This is a genomic window from Thioclava pacifica DSM 10166 (genome assembly GCF_000714535.1).
GTDB lineage: Bacteria > Pseudomonadota > Alphaproteobacteria > Rhodobacterales > Rhodobacteraceae > Thioclava > Thioclava pacifica.
Map to the genome: position 1 here is coordinate 74,276 of NZ_AUND01000040.1, position 18,429 is coordinate 92,704.

Consider the following 18,429-nt stretch of genomic DNA (forward strand, 5'->3'; position numbering starts at 1 on the left):
CGGGCCCGGTTCCGCCGCGGCCAAAGGAGGAGACTTGTCATGACCCAAGACCAACCCATCCTGATCGCAGGCGGCGGAATCGGCGGGCTTGCCACCGCGATCGGCCTTGCACAGAAAGGCTTTCGCTCGCTCGTGCTGGAAAAGGCACCCGAACTTGGCGAGATCGGTGCGGGCATTCAGCTCGGCCCGAACGCCTTCCACGCCTTCGACTATCTCGGCGTGGGCGATCAGGCCCGCGAGATGGCCGTCTACATCGACAACCTGCGCCTGATGGATGCGATCGACGGCAGCGAGATCACCCGCATCCCGCTCGACGAGGCCTTCCGCGCGCGCTTCAAGAACCCTTATGCGGTGATCCATCGCGGCGATCTGCACAGTGTCTTCCTGCGTGCCTGCGAAGAGCATCCGCTCGTCGGACTGCGCACCAATTCCGAAGTGGTCGATTACGAGCAGGACGGCAGCTCGGCCACCGCGATCCTCGCCAATGGCGAACGGGTCACGGGCCGGATGCTGGTGGGCGCGGACGGGCTGTGGTCGAATATCCGCAAGAAGGTGGTGGGCGACGGCGCGCCGCGCGTCTCTGGCCACACCACCTACCGTTCGGTGATCCCGACCGAGGAAATGCCCGAGGATCTGCGCTGGAACGCGGCGACGCTGTGGGCCGGGCCGAAATGCCATATCGTGCATTACCCGCTCAAGGGCTGGAAGATGTTCAACCTCGTCGTGACCTATCACAACGACGCGCCGTCGCCCGAGGCGGGTGTCTCGGTCACCCATGAGGAGGTGAAAAAGGGCTTCGAACATGTCGCCCCCGTTGCGCGCCAGATCATCGACCGGGGTCAGAACTGGAAGCGTTGGGTGCTGTGCGACCGCGATCCGGTGACCAATTGGGTCGACGGGCGCGTGGTCCTTCTGGGCGATGCCGCCCATCCGATGCTTCAATATTTCGCGCAAGGGGCCTGTATGGCGATGGAGGATGCGGTGGCGCTTGCGCATTGCATGGAGGCGCATGGCGATCTCGATGTCGCGTTCCGCCGCTACCAGGATCTGCGTGAACTGCGCACCGCCCGCGTGCAGCTTCAATCGCGCGAAATCGGTCAGCATGTCTATCACCCCGCAGGGGCCCATGCCGAGCTGCGCAACGCGGTGATGCGCGCCAAGACCCCGGAGAACTGGTACGATATCGTCGACTGGCTCTATGGCTCGACCGGTCTGGAAGGCGCGGTCTCGGCGGAGACCCACAACGCGCACGCCGCCTGACCGCCTGAAGATCTGGTGAAATTTTCCCCGGCCGCGACCGTTTCGTGGCCGGGTTTTTCATGGGGCAGGGCGTCTGCCGCGCCCCCATCGCCCGATTTTTGAGCAATTCGGTCCGAAATTCGGCATCTGCAAGGGAAATCCCGCCCCTGTCAAAATCGCGAAAGAGGGAGAATTGACCGGGTTGTGCAAAAAGTTTCACCACTTGATCAAATCTCTGCAATACTTCGCGCACCATCAACAGGAGATCTCCATGGCTGCCAAGACCCGTTTCCTCTCGCCCTCGCGCCGCGCTTTCCTTCTGTCCTCGCTTGCCGGCGCCGCACTTGTCGGTACCGCTCCGGGCCGTGCGCTCGCGCAGGACGCCAAGAAGCTCAAGGTCGCGGGCATCTACACCGTTCCGGTCGAGCAGCAATGGGTCAGCCGTATCCACATCGCCGCGATGGCAGCACAGGATCGCGGCGACATCGAATATACCTATTCGGAAAACACCGCGAATGCCGACTATCCGCGCGTGATGCGCGAATATGCCGAGGGCGGTTATGACCTGATCATCGGTGAGGCTTTCGCCGTCGAGCAGGAAGCCCGCGAGGTCGCTGCCGACTATCCGGGCGTGGCCTTCCTGCTGGGCTCGTCGTTCAAGCCCGACGCGGCGCTGCCGAATTTCGCGGTCTTCGACAACTACATCCAGGACGCCTCCTACCTGTCGGGCATCATCGCGGGTGCGATGACCAAATCGGGCAATATCGGCATGGTCGGCGGCTTCCCGATCCCGGAAGTGAACCGCCTGATGCATGCCTTCATGGCCGGCGCGCGCGAGATGAACCCCGATATCAAGTTCCAGGTGGCCTTCATCGGCTCGTGGTTCGATCCGCCCAAGGCCAAGGAAACCGCCTATGCGATGATCGAGAACGGCGCGGATCTGCTTTACGCAGAGCGCTTCGGTGTCTCGGATGCGGCCAAGGAAAAGGGTATCCTCGCCATTGGCAACGTGATCGACACGCAGGCCGATTACCCCGATACGGTCGTGGCCTCCGCGCTGTGGCATTTCGAGCCGACGCTTGATCACGCGATCGAGCAGGTGCGCGCGGGCTCCTTCTCGGCCGAGGATTACGGCATCTATTCCTTCATGAAGGAAGGCGGCTGTTCGCTCGCGCCCTATGGCACCTTCGAGGGCAAGATCCCGCAGGAGGCACTCGATCTGGTGACCAAACGCACCGGCGAGATCAAGGATGGCAGCTTCACCGTCGAGATCAACGACGCCGAGCCGAAATCCTCCTGATCCATGACAGGCAAGGCGCAGGCGCAGACCGTTCTGCGCCTTTCCCACATCACCAAGCATTTCGGCGCTCTGACGGCCAATGACGATGTGAGCTTCGAGCTGAAGCGGGGCGAGGTGATCGCTCTGCTCGGCGAGAACGGCGCGGGCAAGACCACGCTGATGAACATCCTTTTCGGCCAATACACCGCCGATGCGGGAGAGGTTGAGGTCTTCGGCCAGACCCTTCCGCCCGGCAATCCGCGTGCGGCCTTGGATGCGGGCGTGGGAATGGTGCATCAGCATTTCACCCTCGCAGGCAACCTGACGGTCTGGGAGAATATCGTGCTGGGCACGCAGGCCCTGGGCGCGCTACGGCTCGATGCGAAAGCGGCCAAGGCGAAGATCGCGGCCCTGTCGAAGCGGTTTCACCTCGCGGTCGATCCCGAGTCGAAGGTGGGGCGGCTCTCGGTGGGCGAACGGCAGCGGGTCGAGATCCTCAAGGCGCTCTATCGCGAGGCGCGCATCCTGATCCTCGACGAGCCGACCGCCGTTCTGACGCCGCAGGAAAGCGACGCGCTCTTTGCGACGCTGCGCGAGGCGGTGGGGCAGGGGCTTTCGGTCGTTTTCATCTCGCACAAGCTGCATGAGGTCATGGCGATCTCGGATCGCACGGTGGTTCTGCGCCACGGCAAGCTTGTGGCCGAACGCGCAACCTCCGAGACCTCGCGCGAGGAGCTGGCAGCACTGATGGTCGACGGTGAGGTTTCCGCGCCGAAGATCGAGGCGATGCCGCCCGGGCCAGCGCTGATGCGGCTTGCGGGTGTCTCCACCAAAGGCGAGGGACGTGCGCCGGGGTTGCACGCGGTCGATCTGACACTGCATGCCGGCCAGATCACCGGGCTCGCGGGCGTATCGGGCAACGGGCAGAAGGCGCTCTCGGATCTGATCTCGGGGCTGGCCAATCCGGTCTCGGGCCGTTTCGAGATCGCGGGCGAACCGGTCACCGACTGGTCGCCGCGCCGCGCGCTCGCGCGCAAGATCGGGCGCATTCCCGAGGATCGCCACCATACCGGGACGATTGCCGATTTCGACCTGACCGAGAACGCGGTTCTGGAAACCTATGCGCGCGATTTCGCCCGCCATGGCTGGATGGACTGGAAGGGTGCGCGAGCGCAGGCCGAAGGGCTGATCGGCACCTATGACGTGCGCTGTCCGGGGCCCGATACCCGTATCCGGCTGCTTTCGGGCGGCAATATGCAAAAACTGATCCTCGGCCGCGTGCTCGAGACCGCGCCGCGTATCATCCTCGCCAACCAGCCCGTGCGGGGGCTCGATATCGGGGCGGTGAATTACGTGCATGGACGCCTCGCCGAGGCACGCGAAAAGGGGGCGGCGGTGCTGCTGATCTCGGAAGATCTCGACGAGATCATGAAGCTCTCGGATGTGATCCATGTGATTTCCGAGGGACGCCTGAGCCCCGGTTTCGCACGCGGTACGATGCGCGCGGACGAGCTTGGCCAGTGGATGGCGGGCGAAGGGTTCGCGCAGCCGACGGAGGCCGCCCATGCGTCTTGAACCGATCGCCGACCCGAGCCTTGCGCGCAGGCTTTTGCCGCCCGTGCTCGCCATCGCGGGCAGTTTCCTCGTGGCGAGCCTTCTAGCTCTGATCGCGGGGGGTAATCCTCTTGCGGTCTTCGGGGCCATTATCAAGGGCGCGGTGGGCTCGAAATTCGCGCTGCTGGAGACGCTCAACCGCGCGACGCCGCTGATCTTCACCGGGCTTGCCGTGGCCGTGGCCTTCCGCGCGAAGCTCTGGAATATCGGGGCGGAGGCGCAGCTTTACGCGGGCGCGGTGGTGACGGCGGTGCTGGGAACGGGCGTACTGCAATGGCCCGCAGCCCTGCTGCTGCCCACGATCGCGATCCTGTCGATGCTGGCGGGCGCGCTGCTTTTGCTGGGGCCGGCGCTGTTGAAGACCCGGCTGGGTGTCGACGAGGTCGTGACCACGCTGCTTCTCAACTTCATTTTCCTTCTGTTTGTCAGCTACCTGCTCGAAGGACCGCTGAAAGACCCGATGGGCATGGGCTGGCCGAAATCGCCCCGGCTGATCGAAGAAGCGCGCCTGCCACGCATCGTCGAGGGGCTGCGGCTGCATTGGGGCTTCGTGCTGGCGCTGATCGCGGCGGTGGCGCTGTGGATCATCAACACCCGCACCACGCTCGGCTTCGAGATGCGCGCGGTGGGCCAGAACGCCGAGGCCGCGCGCTTTGCGGGCATGCCGGTGACGGGCGTCATCCTCAAGACCGCGCTTCTGTCGGGCGGTTTGGCGGCGCTGGCCGGGTTCTCCGAGGTCTCGGGTCTGAAGGGCTCGCTCACGCTCGATATCTCGCCGGGCTATGGCTACACGGGCATCGTGGTCGCGATGCTGGCGCTGCTGCATCCTCTGGGCGTGGTCGCGGCCGCGCTCTTCGTCGCGGCGATTTTCGTGGGGGCCAATGCGATGAGCCGCGCGCTCGACGTGCCGACCTATCTTGCCGATATCATGCTCGCCTCGGCGCTGCTGATGATGGTGCTGGCGATCCTTTTGACGAAATTCCGCGTGGTGAGGGACTGATGGATATTTTCGAGATCCTCACATCCGCCGCTTTCTGGGCCGCCGCGATCCGCATCGCCTCGCCTCTGATCTTCGCCACAATGGGCGAGCTGATCTGCGAGCGCGCGGGCGTTCTGAACCTCGGGATCGAGGGGATCATGGTCGCGGGCGCCTTCGCGGGCTGGATCGCGGTCTGGGCGGGGCTGCCGCTTTGGGGAGGCGTCGCGGTGGCCTTCGTGACGGGCATGGCCTTCGGGCTCTTGCACGGGATCTTTTCCGTGCCCTTCGGCCTGTCGCAACACGTGGTCGGGATCGGGGTGACTCTGCTTGCGACCTCTCTGACCTTCTATACGTACCGCGTGGTGCTGCCCGAGGTGTCCTCGCCGCCGAAGATCACCGCATTCCAGCCGGTCGAGATCCCGCTTCTGTCGAAGATCCCGCTCATTGGCCCCGCGCTTTTCAATCAGACGCCGCTGACCTACGCGGCCTTCATCCTGGTCGGACTGGTCGCGCTGGTCCTGTATCGCACGCCGCTGGGCCTTGCGGTGCGCGCCGCCGGAGAAAGCCCCTCGGCGGTCGCAGCCCAAGGCCTGTCGGTCACCGCGATCCGCATGGGCGCGGTGATCGTCGGCTCGGGCTTCATGGCGGTGGGGGGTGCGTTCCTGACGCTCTCGGCCTTCGACAGCTTCTTCTTCGACATGGTCAACGGGCGTGGCTGGATCTGTATCGCGCTGGTGGTCTTTGGGGTGTGGAAGCCGGGCAAGGCGCTTTTGGGCGCGATCCTGTTTGCCGCCTTCGACGCCTTGCAGATCCGCCTGCAACAAACCACGATCGGCGCGGTGGTACCCTATCAGCTCTTCCTGATGCTGCCTTATATCCTGTCGATCCTCGCGCTCGTGCTGATGTCGCGCCGCGCCGAGGTGCCCGCGGCGCTGATGGTGCCGTTCAACAAGGGGGAACGTTGATGTTCGATCTTCTGGTCAAGGGCGGCACGTTGCCCGATGGCACCGTGGCCGATATCGCGATCACGGGCGACCGGATCGCCGAGATCGCGCCGAAGATCGAGGCAGAGGCGCGCGAGGTGATCGACGCCACGGGCGATCTGGTCTCGCCGCCGTTTGTCGATCCGCATTTCCACCTCGACGCCACGCTCAGCTACGGGCTGCCGCGGGTGAATGCCTCCGGGACGCTGCTCGAAGGGATCTCGCTCTGGGGTGAGCTGCGCGAGATCGCGACGGTCGAGGAGATGGTCGAACGCGCGCTGCAATATTGCGATTGGGCAGCCTCGACGGGGCTCTTGGCGATCCGCAGCCATGTCGACACCACGCCCGATCACCTCAACACCGTGACCGCGATGCTCGAAGTGCGCGAGAAGGTGAAAGATTACATCGACCTGCAACTCGTGGCCTTCCCGCAGGACGGGCTCTATCGCACGCCGACTGGACGCGAGAACCTGATCCGCGCGCTCGATATGGGCGTCGATGTGGTGGGTGGCATCCCGCATTTCGAACGTACCATGGCGGATGGGGCCGAGAGCCTCGCCGACCTGTGCGAGATTGCGGCCGAACGCGGCCTGCGAGTCGACATCCATTGCGACGAGACCGACGACCCGATGAGCCGCCATATCGAGACGCTGGCCTTCGAGACCCAGCGGCTGGGCTTGCAGGGAAGGGTGGCCGGCTCGCACCTGACCTCGATGCATTCGATGGACAATTACTATGTCTCGAAACTGCTGCCGTTGATCGCAGAGGCCGGGATTTCGGCGATCCCCAATCCGCTGATCAATATCGTGCTGCAGGGGCGCCACGATACCTTCCCCAAGCGCCGGGGTCTGACGCGGGTGAAGGAGATGCAGGCGATGGGGATCCCCGTCGGTTGGGGGCAGGATTGCGTGCTCGACCCGTGGTACAGCCTTGGCACTGCGGACATGCTCGACGTGGCCTTCATGGGGATGCATGTCGCGCAGATGACCCATCCCGAGGAAATGGCGCGCTGCTTCACCATGGTCACCGAGACCAACGCCCAGATCATCGGGCTTGAGGATTACGGGCTGAAGAAAGGTGCGAAGGCCTCGCTGGTGGTGCTGGATGCGGCGCGCCCGGTCGATGCGCTTCGGCTGCGGCCGGCGCGGCTGGCGGTGGTCTCGAAGGGCAAGGTGATCGCGCGCGCCCCGCGTGGTGATGCGGGGCTTTCGATCCCCGGTCGCCCGGAAAATGTGCGCCGTCGCGCTCCCCGACGCTGATCCGCGCGAGAGAGCTTGGCAGCGACGCGATTCTCGGCCAGTGTCACTTCCGAGGGCAGGCGATGGCGTCGCCAGCGCAGCTTGCGCGCCCGATGATCCGTCCTGAACGCCGGGATCTTGCTTTGCCGCTGCCGCGGTGAGGGGAGATCGCCCCTCACGCGGCCCAGCGGCCTCGTGAAGGAGAGTGTCGATGGACCGTCCCGAATTCTACCGTTTCCACCAGGGCGACCGCGTGTTGCCCTTCGCCTCCGAGGAATATGACGCGCGCCTTGCCGGCCTGCGCACCACGATGGAAGCCTCGGGCGTCGAGGCCTGCGTTTTCACCTCGATGCACAATATCGCCTATTACTCGGGCTTTCTCTATTGCAGCTTCGGGCGGCCCTACGGGCTGGTCGTGACCGCCACCGAGAGCGTCACGATTTCGGCTGGGATCGACGCGGGCCAGCCCTGGCGGCGCTGTCATGGCGACAACATCACCTATACCGATTGGGCACGGAACAATTACTGGCGCGCGATTGCCTCGGTGATTGGCACGGGCAAGGTTGTGGGGGTCGAATCCGATCACTTGACGCTGGCGCAGGCGGGGCTCTTGCAGGAGTTCCTCGCGCCCGCCGAGACCCGCGATATCGCGGGTGCGACGATGCGCCAGCGGATGCACAAATCCCCCGCCGAGATCGCGCTGATCCGTCATGGTGCACAGGTGGCCGATGTGGGCGGTTATGCAATTCGCGATGCAATTCGCGAAGGTGTCCGCGAGATCGATGTGGCGATGGCGGGCCGCGATGCGATGGAGCTGGAAATCGCGAAACGCTTCCCCGAGGCCGAGTATCGCGACACCTGGGTCTGGTTCCAGTCGGGCATCAACACCGACGGCGCGCATAACCCGGTGACGGGGCGGGTGCTGGAGCGCGGCGATATCCTCTCGCTCAACACCTTCCCGATGATCTCGGGTTATTACACGGCGCTGGAGCGCACGCTGTTTGTGGGCGAGGTCGATGATGCGTCCCTAAAGATCTGGGAGGCGAATGTCGCGGCGCATGAATACGGGATGAGCCTTCTGAAGCCCGGGGCGAGCTGCGCGGAAATAACCCATAAGATCAACGCCTTCTTCGCCGAACGTGATCTACTGCAATACCGGACCTTCGGCTATGGCCACAGTTTCGGGGTGCTCTCGCATTACTACGGGCGCGAGGCGGGGCTGGAGCTGCGCGAGGATATCGACACGGTGCTGGAGCCCGGCATGGTGATCTCGATGGAGCCGATGCTGACCATCCCCGAAGGCAAGCCCGGTGCGGGCGGCTATCGCGAGCACGACATTCTCGTGATCACCGAGGACGGCAACGAGAACATCACCGGCTATCCCTACGGGCCGGGTTTCAACGTCGTCGGCTGAGCCGACAAGGCGCGGCGCCGGTGGTGTCGCGCCTTCAATAAGTTCAACCGAAAAAGTGAAAATCTCCAAGGTGATGATCACGAAGCCTCCCGCATATGTGAACGCTTGCGAAATGCGATCACACATGCAAACCTTTGCATCACAGGGGGAGGAAAGCTGCTTTTCGTTTTTGAGGAGAAACGGAAAGTCACCTTATCACCAAGGCTCACGGCCGCGCGATCTCTTATGACGTAAAGAATCGCGGTGATCTTTGCTCCCCTTATCGCAGGCGCCGGGCCAACCGGTGTCGCATCCAAACGGGGAGGAACCATGAAACATATTACGAATCGTAGACACGCGCTGCGCACTCTGGCCGCCGCGGGGGCTGCAACGCTCGCCGCGCCGCATATCGCAGGGGCGCAGGCCAATGGCACGACCTGGAAGGTCCAGACCTCGTGGCCTGGCGGTGTCGGGCTTCAGATCTTCAAGGACTGGTGTGCCTCGATCGCGGAGAAAACGGGTGGTGAGCTGGCATTCCAGCCTTTCGGCGCCAATGACGTCGTTGGGGATTTCCAGCTTTACGACGCGGTGAAGAACGGCGTGCTTGACGCGGTGAACCCGTTCACCATCTACGCGCAGGGCATCATTCCCGCCGCGACCTTCCTGACCTCGATCCCGCTGGGTCTGCGTCAGCCGTCGGAATTCGACACGTTCTACTACGGCCTTGGCGGGCTCGATATCGCACGCGAGCTCTATGCCAAGCAGGGCATGTATTTCGTCGGTCCGATCCACCACGACGCCAATATCATCCACTCGAAGGTTCCGATCCGCTCGATCGACGACTTCCGCGGCCGCAAGATGCGCCTTCCGGGCGGCATGGTGGCCGAAGTGTTCAGCGAAATCGGCGCCGAAACCACCGTTCTTCCGGGCTCGGAGATCTTCCCGGCGCTCGAAAAGGGCACGATCGATGTGGCCGATTACGTGGGTCCGGCGGTGAACTACGCGCTCGGGTTCAGCCAGGTGACCAACTACATCGTCATGGGCCCGCCCGGCTTCATGTCGCTCTATCAGCCGGTCGACATCATGGATCTGACGGTGGGCATGGATGCGTGGAACGCGCTCAGCCCGCAGATGCAGCAGTTCGTCGAGATGGAAACGCATGTCTATTCGGACATGCATTACGCCGCGATTCAGGAAGCCGACCAGGAAGCCTGGAAGAAGTTCGAGGCCGACGGTACCGAGGTCACGCGCCTGAGCCAGGACGATGTGGAACTGATGACCGAAGTCGCCGCGCCGATCTGGTTCAAATACGCGAACCGCGATCCCGACAGCGCGCGCGTCTTCAAGATCCAGCTCGATTACATGATGTCCGGCTCGCTGGGCTACGTGACGCCCGAACTGGTCGACGGGCTCGAGCTGAAACTCTGAGCGGATCTCCATGATCTGAGGACGGGCCCGCCCTTTGGCGCGGGCCCGGTTCAACTTATAGCCGGGCGCGACCCGGCAACAGGGGGTGGGCAATGCCCAATATTGACTTCACTCTACCGCATTGGGCCTATTGGGCGGGTTTGATCCTGTTCCCGCTCATTGCGGCGGCGCTGGCCAATCGGCCGCGCAAGACCGAGCGGCGATATTCGCTGACGCTTGGCTATTTCATTCTGGTGACCGGCGGGATGCTGGGTCTGCATCGCTTCTACGTGAAGAGCCTTCTGGGCTTTCTCTTCATCCCGGTCTTCATCGTCATCCTCTATGCGAACTCGCAGGGCCACGAGGCACGCGGGGTTCTCTCGGACATGAACAACGTCGTGCGCGTGGCCGAACGGTCGCTGAGCCGCGAGACTGAACGGTTTGAAAGCGCACAGGCGGATCTGCCGCAATTGCGCGCCGAGCTGGCCGCCGCCGAAGAGGGCAGTTTCGCCCAGAAGCGCGCACAGCGAAACGTCGAGCGGGCCGAAAAGCGGATCGCCGAGGGCGAGGCGCTGATCGCGAAAGCAAAGGCCGATCTCGCCGAGGCGCAGCCCCGGATGGAGACCGCGTCTGCCATGCTCGTGAAATGGCGCAGCATCTCGAAATATGCCTTCTGGGTGCTGTTGGCGGGGATCGTGATCGACGCGCTCCTGATGCCGATGCTGGTGCGCCGCGCCAACGCCACGCTGCCTGATCACGAAGAGGAAAGCGAAGTCGAACGCCGTCTGGAGGAACTCGAAGAGGCTGAGGGCAAGGACGACGCCCGCCATGTCTCGCAAGGCTGGACCGGCTGGATCGACCGTCTCTCGCTCAAGGCGGGCGAGTTTGTCAGCTACTGGGCGATCATCGCCGTCTTCGTCTATTATTTCGAGGTCATCAGCCGCTACGTCTTCAACAGCCCGACAAGCTGGGCGCATGAGGCGATGTATCTGATGTTCGGGATGCAATACCTGATCTCGGGTGCCTATGCGATGCTGACCGAGAGCCATGTGCGCGTCGACATCTTCTACGCGCCGCTGTCGAAGCCCCGCAAGGCGTGGGTCGACCTGCTGACATCGGTCTTCTTCTTCATCTTCGCGGGCACGCTTCTGGCCACGTCGTGGATCTTCGCGATGGACGCGATCGCCGTGCCCACGGGCAACGGGCTCATTTCGCAATGGGCGCGTGGCGATATTCCCACGGGCGAGATGCTGGCGAACTGGAACCTCGCGCAGTGGACGGATCCGAATATCCGCTGGGGCGAGATCAGCTTCAACGAATGGGAGGTGCCTCTGTGGCCGATGAAATGGGTCATGGTGATCGGCGCTCTGCTGCTTGTTCTGCAGGGCATTTCGAAATTCGCACAAGATCTGCGGATCGTGATGAGCAGGGGCTGATCAATGGGACTTGAGATTGGAATCGAGTGGCTGACACTCATCATGTTCGGCTCGCTGGTCGTCCTGCTCATGGCAGGACTACCGCTGGCCTTCGTCACGGGCGGTCTGGCCTGTGTCTTCCTGTTCATCCTGGGCGACGAACGCGCGCTCAATATCGTGCCAAGCCGGATCTTCCCGCTGATGACGAATTATCAGCTCTCGGCGATCCCCTTGTTCATCTTCATGGCGTCAATGCTGGAGAGGGCAGGGATCATCAACGAGATGTTCGACGTCATCTACAAGGTGCTGGGCGGGGTGCGCGGCGGTCTGGCGGCCGCCACGATCATCGCCTCGACCGTGCTCGCCGCGATGGTGGGCGTGATCGGGGCCGCGGTGGTGACGATGGGCATCATCGCGCTGCCGGCAATGCTCAAGCGCGGGTATGACCCGAAGATCGCGATGGGTTCGATCATGGCGGGCGGTACGCTCGGCATCCTGATCCCGCCGTCGATCCTCGCGATCATCTACGCGGTCGTGGCGGAGCAATCGGTGGGCGAGCTGTTCATCGGCGCGGTCATCCCGGGCCTGCTGCTGTCGGGCATGTATGTGGCCTATGTGCTGATCCGCTGTGCGATCAACCCCGAGATGGGGCCGCCGATCCCGATGGAGGAACGCATCTCGGGCCGCGAGAAGATGCGCCTGATGGGCAATATGTCCGCGCCGATCTCGCTGATCGTGATCGTGCTGGGCGTGATCTTCACCGGTGTCGCGACCCCGGTGGAGGCTGCCGGTATCGGCACTTTCGGCGCGATCATCGTGGCGGCGATCCACCGCAAGCTCGACTGGCAGACGATCCGCGAGGCGGCGATCACCACGCTCAAGGCCTCGGCCATGGTGATCTGGATCATGTTCGGCGCGACGATCTTCGTCGGGCTCTATGTGCTCGAGGGCGGTCAGCAATTCGTGCAGAACGCGCTGCAGGCGACCGGGCTCGGCCCCTGGGGCATCCTCATCATCATGCAGATCGTGCTGATCATCCTCGGGATGTTCCTCGACTGGGTGGGGATCCTGCTGCTGTGCGTGCCGATCTTCGTGCCGATCGTGAAGGCGCTCGGGGCCGAGGCGTTCGGGCTGAGCGATCCGGATGATCTGGTGCTGTGGTTCGGGGTCCTCTACCTCGTGAACATGCAGATGAGCTTCCTCTCGCCGCCCTTCGGCTATGCGCTGTTCTACCTGCGTGGTGTGGCTCCGCCGGAGATCCCGATGAGCGATATCTTCCGCTCGGCACTGCCGTTCCTGGCGTTGCAGGTGGTGGGGCTGCTGCTGTGCATGTTCTTCCCCGAGATCATCATCTGGCTACCAAAGCTGGTCTATGGTTGATCGGTCGAAACGGACTGATCCTTGCCCCGAGGCGCGCCCTGCGCCTCGGGGTTTTCTTTTGGCCGACGGGGGTTCGCCGGCGGAAAGTTTCGGTTGACGCGCATCAAGGCGCGGATGCGCCGCGCTGGTTAACCTTGGGTCAAGTTCCGGCCTCGTCAGGGCGGGTTTCGCAAGCGGGCAAAAGGGGAGGATGCCATGCGGTTCGATCGGTTTCTTGGAGTTGTGGCGGGGATTGCCCTGCTGGGCCTGTCCGGCTGTGTCGAGACCTCGCAGACGGGGCTTCCGACCGGCGCTCAGGCGAAATATGCGCGCATCGGGCTCGTTGCGGATGTGGGCGACCGGGTGATGTCGAGCTATTGGCAAGCGGCGCTTTCCGAGCCGCAATCGACCGAAGGGCGGCTCGGCTGGAATGCCGCCGGTGCGGCAACCGAGATGGTGCGTGCCCAGCTTCAGGCCTCGGGCGCCAAGGTGACGAGCGTCGCGGCACCGTCCGGTCCGGCTGCGCAGGGCAACGAAGTGGTAATCGTGCTCAAGCAGGCCCCGCTCAACAAGCTCGGGCAGGATTACAATCCGGGGCGTGATTTCTTCGCGCTTGGCGGCGGGCTCTTTGCGATCATCGCGGTTGCGGGGGCGTCCGAGACCAAGGACGCCAATTTCCAGCCGCGTTTCGTACTCTGGATCCGCAATCCCGAGGCCGACAAGGCCTGGATCGGTGAGAATGCCTGCACGGTCGGCCTGCAAGCGGCACTGGTCGACCCCGCGACCGGCAAAGGGGTTACGCAGGGCATCCAGGTCACCGGGCGCACGATCATTCCCGGCAAGCTCACCGCAAAGGACTGGGATCGCCTGCCCAAAGCCGAGAAGGCGGAGGTTCTGGGTGCCTGCCGTTCGGCGCTCAACAGCGCAGTCTCGCAGGCGCTCTTGCAGCTTGACGTTGTGAAGTGAACGCGGGCGGCGCGACCGTCGCCCCACATTTCAGCGTTCGGCGATCTTGCGATATTCCTCGGGTTCGCGATGCTGCGCGAAATCGAAGACGTTGCGCCGGATCTCGGAGCAGCGGTCGAGATTGATCCGCGCGGTGATCACCTCGTCGCCCGAGCCTTGCGTGCGTGCGAGAACCTCTCCGGTGGGGGCAACGATGATCGAGCCCGCGATCAGCTCGCAGCCCTCCTCGAAGCCCGCCTTGGCCACCGCCACCGCCCAGAGTCCGTTCTGATAGCAGCCCGCCTGGATCGACAGCTCGTTGTGAAAATATTGCAGGTGGTCATGCTCGGGTGCGGGCGGGTAATGCAGGGGCGTGTTGTAGCCCAGCACCACGAGTTCCGCCCCGTTGAGCCCCAGCATCCGCCAGGTTTCGGGCCAGCGCCGGTCGTTGCAGATGCACATGCCCAGCTTGCCGCCGAACGCATCGAACGCGGGAAAGCCCAGATCGCCCTTCTCGAAATAGTATTTCTCGAGATGCTGGAAAGGCCGCCAATCCTGCCGGTCGCGATGGCCGGGCAGATGGATCTTGCGATATTTGCCCAAGATGGCGCCATCGGGACCGACGAGGATCGCGGTGTTGAAATGGCGTCCCTCGGGGGTCAGCTCGGCGTAGCCGAGGTGAAAGCCGATCTCCAGTTCCACCGCCAGATCGAAGAGCGGCTGGGTCTCGGGGCCGGGCATCTCGGTTTCGAACCAACGGTCGATTTCGTCCTGGCTCTCGGGCCACCAGCGCGGGAAGAAGGTGGTCAGCGCGAGTTCGGGAAAGACCACCAGCTCCGCACCGCGGGCCTTCGCCTCGCGCATCATGGCGCACAGGCGCGCGACGACAGCGGGGCGGGATTCCTCCTTGGCGATCGGGCCGAGCTGGGCGCCTGCGACGATGAAACTGCGGCTCATGATTTGCCTCCTGCGAGATCGAGCACGACATCGAGAAGCACCTGAGCGCCCGCGACGAGGTCCTGCGCCTCGGTATGTTCGTTGATATTGTGGCTGAGCCCGTCTTTCGAGGGCACGAAGATCATCGCGGTCGGGCAGGCGGGCGCGAACATCTGCGCGTCATGGCCCGCTCCCGAGGGCATCCGTTTCACGCTGAGCTGGCGCGCGGTGGCGGCCGCCTCGACGCGGTCGATCACCTGAGGCGCGAAAGCGACCGGATCGAAGCGAGCGAGGCTGCGCCGCGCAAGGGTGCAGCCATGTGCGGTGGCGGCGTCTTCGGCGGCGCTTTGCAGCCGCGCCTCCGCCTGTTTGAGCAGCTCATTGTCGGTATTGCGCAGATCGACGGTCAGCCGCGCCTTCTCGGGTACGACATTGACCAATGCGGGCGAAAGCTCGAACACGCCCACGGTCGCAACCTGCGGCGGGCCGAGATCGGCAGCGATCTCATGCGCGGCCAGAGCGATTTTCGCAGCCACCACGCCCGCGTCATGGCGCAGCGCCATCGGCGTCGTGCCTGCGTGGTTCGACTGACCCTTGATCGTGTATTCCGTCCAGGAAATGCCCTGAACGCCGGTCACGGCCCCGACGCGGACGCCTTCACGTTCCAGCACGGGCCCCTGTTCGATATGCAGCTCCAGATAGGCCGCGGGTGTCACCGGAGTGTCGCCGCCGTGATAGCCGATCCGGTCGAGTTCCTCACCGAAGACTGCCGAGCCATCGGTCGCGACGGTCGCCAGCATCTCCTCACGGTCGAGCGCGCCCATATAGACGCCCGATCCCATCATGTCGGGGGCAAAGCGCGCGCCTTCCTCATTGGTGAAGGCGGCGACGGCCAACGGCGTATGGGTGGTGATGCCCGCTTCGTTGAGCGCCGCGATCACCTCGAGGCCTGCCAGCACGCCAAGCGCGCCATCATAGAGCCCGCCCGTCGCCACCGTGTCGATATGCGAGCCCATCATCACCGGTGCGCCCTCCACGAGCCCCTTGCGTAGCCCCCAGATATTGCCGATCGCGTCGATCGAGACCGTCAGCCCCAGCGCCTCCATCTGCGCGACGAGCCAGTCGCGCCCGGCACGGTCGGTATCGGTCAGCGCCAGTCGGCAGACCCCGCCACCGGGCAGTGCACCGATGCGGCCCAGATCGGCGACCCAGTCGAGAAGCCGGGCTGAGGAAATCTCCGGCCCTCTCATCCCTGCGCCCTCACGGCCTCGGCACTCATGCCGACGAGCTCTTCATAAAGGGCCGGATCGGTATCGCCTTCGGTCCCGAACACGACGACGCGCGAGGTCTCGTCGAGCCCAAGCGCGGCGCGGGCTTCGGGCACGGCCATCGCGGCGGCCAGACCGGCAAGCCCCGCCACGGCGGATTCGCCCGCCACGATCGGCGGGTCACCGGGCAGCGGATGGGCGAGGCGGCGCATCTCGGCCACGGCAGAGGCATCGGTCAGCGCCATCACCGCATCGGCATGATCTTTCAGAACCTCCCAGGCGAGCGCGGAGACCTCGCCGCAAGCAAGCCCTGCCATCAGCGTATCGAGATCGCCTTCGACCGCGACCGGCTCACCCGCGCGCAGGCTGTCGAGCCAGCAGGCCGACTGGTCGGGGTCGCACAGCACGATCTTGGGGCGCGCGGCTCCCCAGCGACGCACGGCCTGCGCCGCGACCGCAGCGGCCATGCCGCCCACGCCGGTTTGCAGGAAAATATGGGTGGGGGGCTGATCGAGTGCGTCGAAGGCTTCCGCTGCCATCACCTCATAGCCCTGCATCACGTCTTTCGGCACCTCCATGTAGCCGGGATAGGAGGTGTCGGAGACGACGAACCAACCTTCGCGCGTTGCGGTTTCCTGCGCTTCGCGAACGCTATCGTCGTAATTGCCCGCGCAGCGGCGGACCTCGGCGCCATAGGCCTCGATCGCCGTCTTGCGGCCCTCTGAGACAGTCGCATGAATGAAGATCACGCAATTGCAGCCGAAGGTCTGCGCGCCCCAGGCGACCGAGCGGCCGTGATTGCCATCGGTGGCGCAGCAGACGGTGATCTCGCTGGCCTGAGGGATCGCGCGGGCGGTGATCTCGTCCATCGAGACGGGCCGGCCCAGCCGTTTGCCGAGTTCGGATTGCAGCAGCCGCGCCACCGCGTAGGCGCCGCCGAGCGCCTTGAAACTGCCCAGTCCGAAGCGCCCGCCCTCATCCTTGTAATGCAGCGCGGCGACGCCAAGGTCAGCGGCCAATGCGGGCAGGGCGCAAAGCGGGGTGGGGGCATAACCCGGCCAGCCCGAGATGGTTGCACGCGCGGTGGCCAGGCCCGCATCGCTCAGGATCGCATCCTGCGCGGGGCTCCAGTTTCCGTCGCTGCGGGCCTCGGGGTTGAGCAGCAAGGTAAAGGCCGCGTCCGTTCCCGGCGCGTGGTGGAGTTCGGTGGACATCAGAAAACCCTTGGATATGTCGTGCCCGCGCAGTCTGGCGGGAAAATTGCCCGGGCGAAACCCTGTCGCCCGGGCCAGTCGGACCGATTAGAAGTCGGTCTTCTCTTCTTCGATCGAGGTCATCATCGCGTCGAGCATCTCGGTGCCTTCGGCGCCGAATTTTTCTTCGATCAGCGCGCGCACCGCAGGCTGCGAGGCGGCGGCGAATTTCTCGAGCTCGGCCGGTTCGACCGCATTGACTTCCATCTTCGCGGCCAGCGCCGGCAGACCCTTGTCGGAGGCTTCGATCACACGGCTCATCGAGCGGCCCGCATCGGTGGCGACATCGGCCGCCCAGGACACCAGATACTGATCTTCGGGGCTCAGGCCTTTGTAGAAGTCCTCATTCATCGTCCAGACATAGGGCGTGATGAGGTGGTTGGTCAGCGAGAGATATTTCTGCACCTCGTCGAACTTCGCGAAAGCGATGATCGGCACCGGGTTCATTTCGCCATCGACAACGCCGGTCTGAAGCGCGGTGTAAAGCTCGGCCCAGGGCATCGGCGTCGCGTTCGCGCCCAGCGAGTTCACCAGCGCCTCCTGCGTCGGCACCGTCATCGTGCGGATGCGCAGGCCCTCCATGTCCTCGACGGTCTTGATCGGTTTTTTCGAGTTGGTGAATTCGAAGAACCCGCCCGAGTCGAGCAGGCCAAGCACTTTCAGCCCGGTCTTGGCTTCGAGATCGGCGGTGAACTTCTTGCCGAACGAGCTGTCCTTGGTGATCACCTTCGACGCCACGCCGATATTGGGGAATGCGAAGGGAATGTCGAACACGCCCACGAGCGGGTAGTGCTGGGCGATGCCGCCCGAGGACGAGATGACGCTTTCCACCAGCCCGTTGCGGACCTGGTCGATCACCTCGTTATCCTTGCCGAGCTGGCCGTTGGGGAAGAGCTGCACTTCGATGCGGCCGCCCGAATTGCTCTCGACGAGCGATTTGAACACAGCCGCCATCGCGCCCGAATGCGAGGCGAACGGGTCTTCGGGGTTCAGGTGCGCCAGCCGGATCGTGATATCGGCGGCCTGCGCTTGAAACGCCATGCAGGCGGCGGCGAACGTCGTCGCTGCAAATTTCATGAAGCTCATGGAAGGGATCCTTTCCTGTTGGGTTGGGTGCCGCC

15 protein-coding genes are annotated in these 18,429 nt (G+C 64.2%); 11 read left to right on the forward strand and 4 right to left on the reverse strand.

Annotated features, from left to right (window positions below):
• Positions 1 to 39: 39 nt before the first annotated feature.
• The 11 genes from TP2_RS16290 to TP2_RS16340 all read left to right on the forward strand — a co-directional run bounded on the left by TP2_RS16290 (position 40) and on the right by TP2_RS16340 (position 13,872).
• Positions 40 to 1,260: a 3-hydroxybenzoate 6-monooxygenase gene (locus TP2_RS16290; RefSeq protein ID WP_038079669.1), complete on the forward strand. Its 1,221-nt coding sequence runs from the start codon at positions 40 to 42 to the stop codon at positions 1,258 to 1,260.
• A 250-nt stretch (positions 1,261 to 1,510) separates the two neighbouring features.
• On the forward strand, positions 1,511 to 2,539 hold the full coding sequence (locus tag TP2_RS16295; protein WP_038079820.1) for a BMP family protein: 1,029 nt from the start codon (positions 1,511 to 1,513) through the stop codon (positions 2,537 to 2,539).
• 3 nt (positions 2,540 to 2,542) lie between these two features.
• Positions 2,543 to 4,093 carry an ABC transporter ATP-binding protein gene (locus TP2_RS16300; RefSeq protein ID WP_038079671.1) on the forward strand — a complete coding sequence of 517 codons (1,551 nt, stop codon included), beginning with the start codon at positions 2,543 to 2,545 and terminating at the stop codon, positions 4,091 to 4,093.
• Positions 4,083 to 5,132, forward strand: a complete 1,050-nt coding sequence (locus TP2_RS16305; RefSeq protein ID WP_038079674.1) for an ABC transporter permease — start codon at positions 4,083 to 4,085, stop codon at positions 5,130 to 5,132. The genes TP2_RS16300 and TP2_RS16305 overlap by 11 nt, the downstream gene beginning before the upstream one ends.
• Positions 5,132 to 6,076: an ABC transporter permease gene (locus TP2_RS16310; RefSeq protein WP_038079677.1), complete on the forward strand. Its 945-nt coding sequence runs from the start codon at positions 5,132 to 5,134 to the stop codon at positions 6,074 to 6,076. The genes TP2_RS16305 and TP2_RS16310 overlap by 1 nt, the downstream gene beginning before the upstream one ends.
• Positions 6,076 to 7,353, forward strand: coding sequence for an amidohydrolase family protein (locus TP2_RS16315; protein ID WP_038079680.1), 1,278 nt, complete (start codon positions 6,076 to 6,078; stop codon positions 7,351 to 7,353). The genes TP2_RS16310 and TP2_RS16315 overlap by 1 nt, the downstream gene beginning before the upstream one ends.
• Positions 7,354 to 7,543: 190 nt before the next feature.
• Positions 7,544 to 8,746, forward strand: a complete 1,203-nt coding sequence (locus TP2_RS16320; protein ID WP_038079682.1) for a M24 family metallopeptidase — start codon at positions 7,544 to 7,546, stop codon at positions 8,744 to 8,746.
• A gap of 309 nt (positions 8,747 to 9,055) precedes the next feature.
• Positions 9,056 to 10,153, forward strand: a complete 1,098-nt coding sequence (dctP, locus tag TP2_RS16325) for a TRAP transporter substrate-binding protein DctP (protein WP_038079685.1) — start codon at positions 9,056 to 9,058, stop codon at positions 10,151 to 10,153.
• 92 nt (positions 10,154 to 10,245) lie between these two features.
• Positions 10,246 to 11,568 carry a TRAP transporter small permease subunit gene (locus tag TP2_RS16330; protein ID WP_038079687.1) on the forward strand — a complete coding sequence of 441 codons (1,323 nt, stop codon included), beginning with the start codon at positions 10,246 to 10,248 and terminating at the stop codon, positions 11,566 to 11,568.
• Between the two features lie 3 nt (positions 11,569 to 11,571).
• Positions 11,572 to 12,927: a TRAP transporter large permease gene (locus tag TP2_RS16335; RefSeq protein WP_038079690.1), complete on the forward strand. Its 1,356-nt coding sequence runs from the start codon at positions 11,572 to 11,574 to the stop codon at positions 12,925 to 12,927.
• A gap of 195 nt (positions 12,928 to 13,122) precedes the next feature.
• Positions 13,123 to 13,872, forward strand: coding sequence for a hypothetical protein (locus TP2_RS16340; RefSeq protein WP_038079692.1), 750 nt, complete (start codon positions 13,123 to 13,125; stop codon positions 13,870 to 13,872).
• Positions 13,873 to 13,902: 30 nt separating this feature from the next.
• Here TP2_RS16340 and TP2_RS16345 read toward each other — a convergent pair whose 3' ends face one another.
• From TP2_RS16345 to TP2_RS16360, 4 genes are all read right to left on the reverse strand, one after another.
• Positions 13,903 to 14,808 (reverse strand): N-carbamoyl-D-amino-acid hydrolase, encoded by a 906-nt coding sequence (locus TP2_RS16345; RefSeq protein WP_038079694.1) that lies wholly within the window; start codon positions 14,806 to 14,808, stop codon positions 13,903 to 13,905.
• Positions 14,805 to 16,037: a M20 family metallo-hydrolase gene (locus tag TP2_RS16350; protein WP_038079696.1), complete on the reverse strand. Its 1,233-nt coding sequence runs from the start codon at positions 16,035 to 16,037 to the stop codon at positions 14,805 to 14,807. Before TP2_RS16350 ends, TP2_RS16345 begins: the two co-directional genes overlap by 4 nt.
• The gene (locus TP2_RS16355) at positions 16,034 to 17,269 is read right to left on the reverse strand and encodes a diaminopropionate ammonia-lyase (RefSeq protein WP_038079697.1); all 1,236 of its coding nucleotides are present in this window, start codon (positions 17,267 to 17,269) and stop codon (positions 16,034 to 16,036) included. Before TP2_RS16355 ends, TP2_RS16350 begins: the two co-directional genes overlap by 4 nt.
• Before the next feature lie 87 nt (positions 17,270 to 17,356).
• Positions 17,357 to 18,394 carry a TRAP transporter substrate-binding protein gene (locus TP2_RS16360; protein ID WP_240473781.1) on the reverse strand — a complete coding sequence of 346 codons (1,038 nt, stop codon included), beginning with the start codon at positions 18,392 to 18,394 and terminating at the stop codon, positions 17,357 to 17,359.
• Between the last annotated feature and the right edge of the window lie 35 nt (positions 18,395 to 18,429).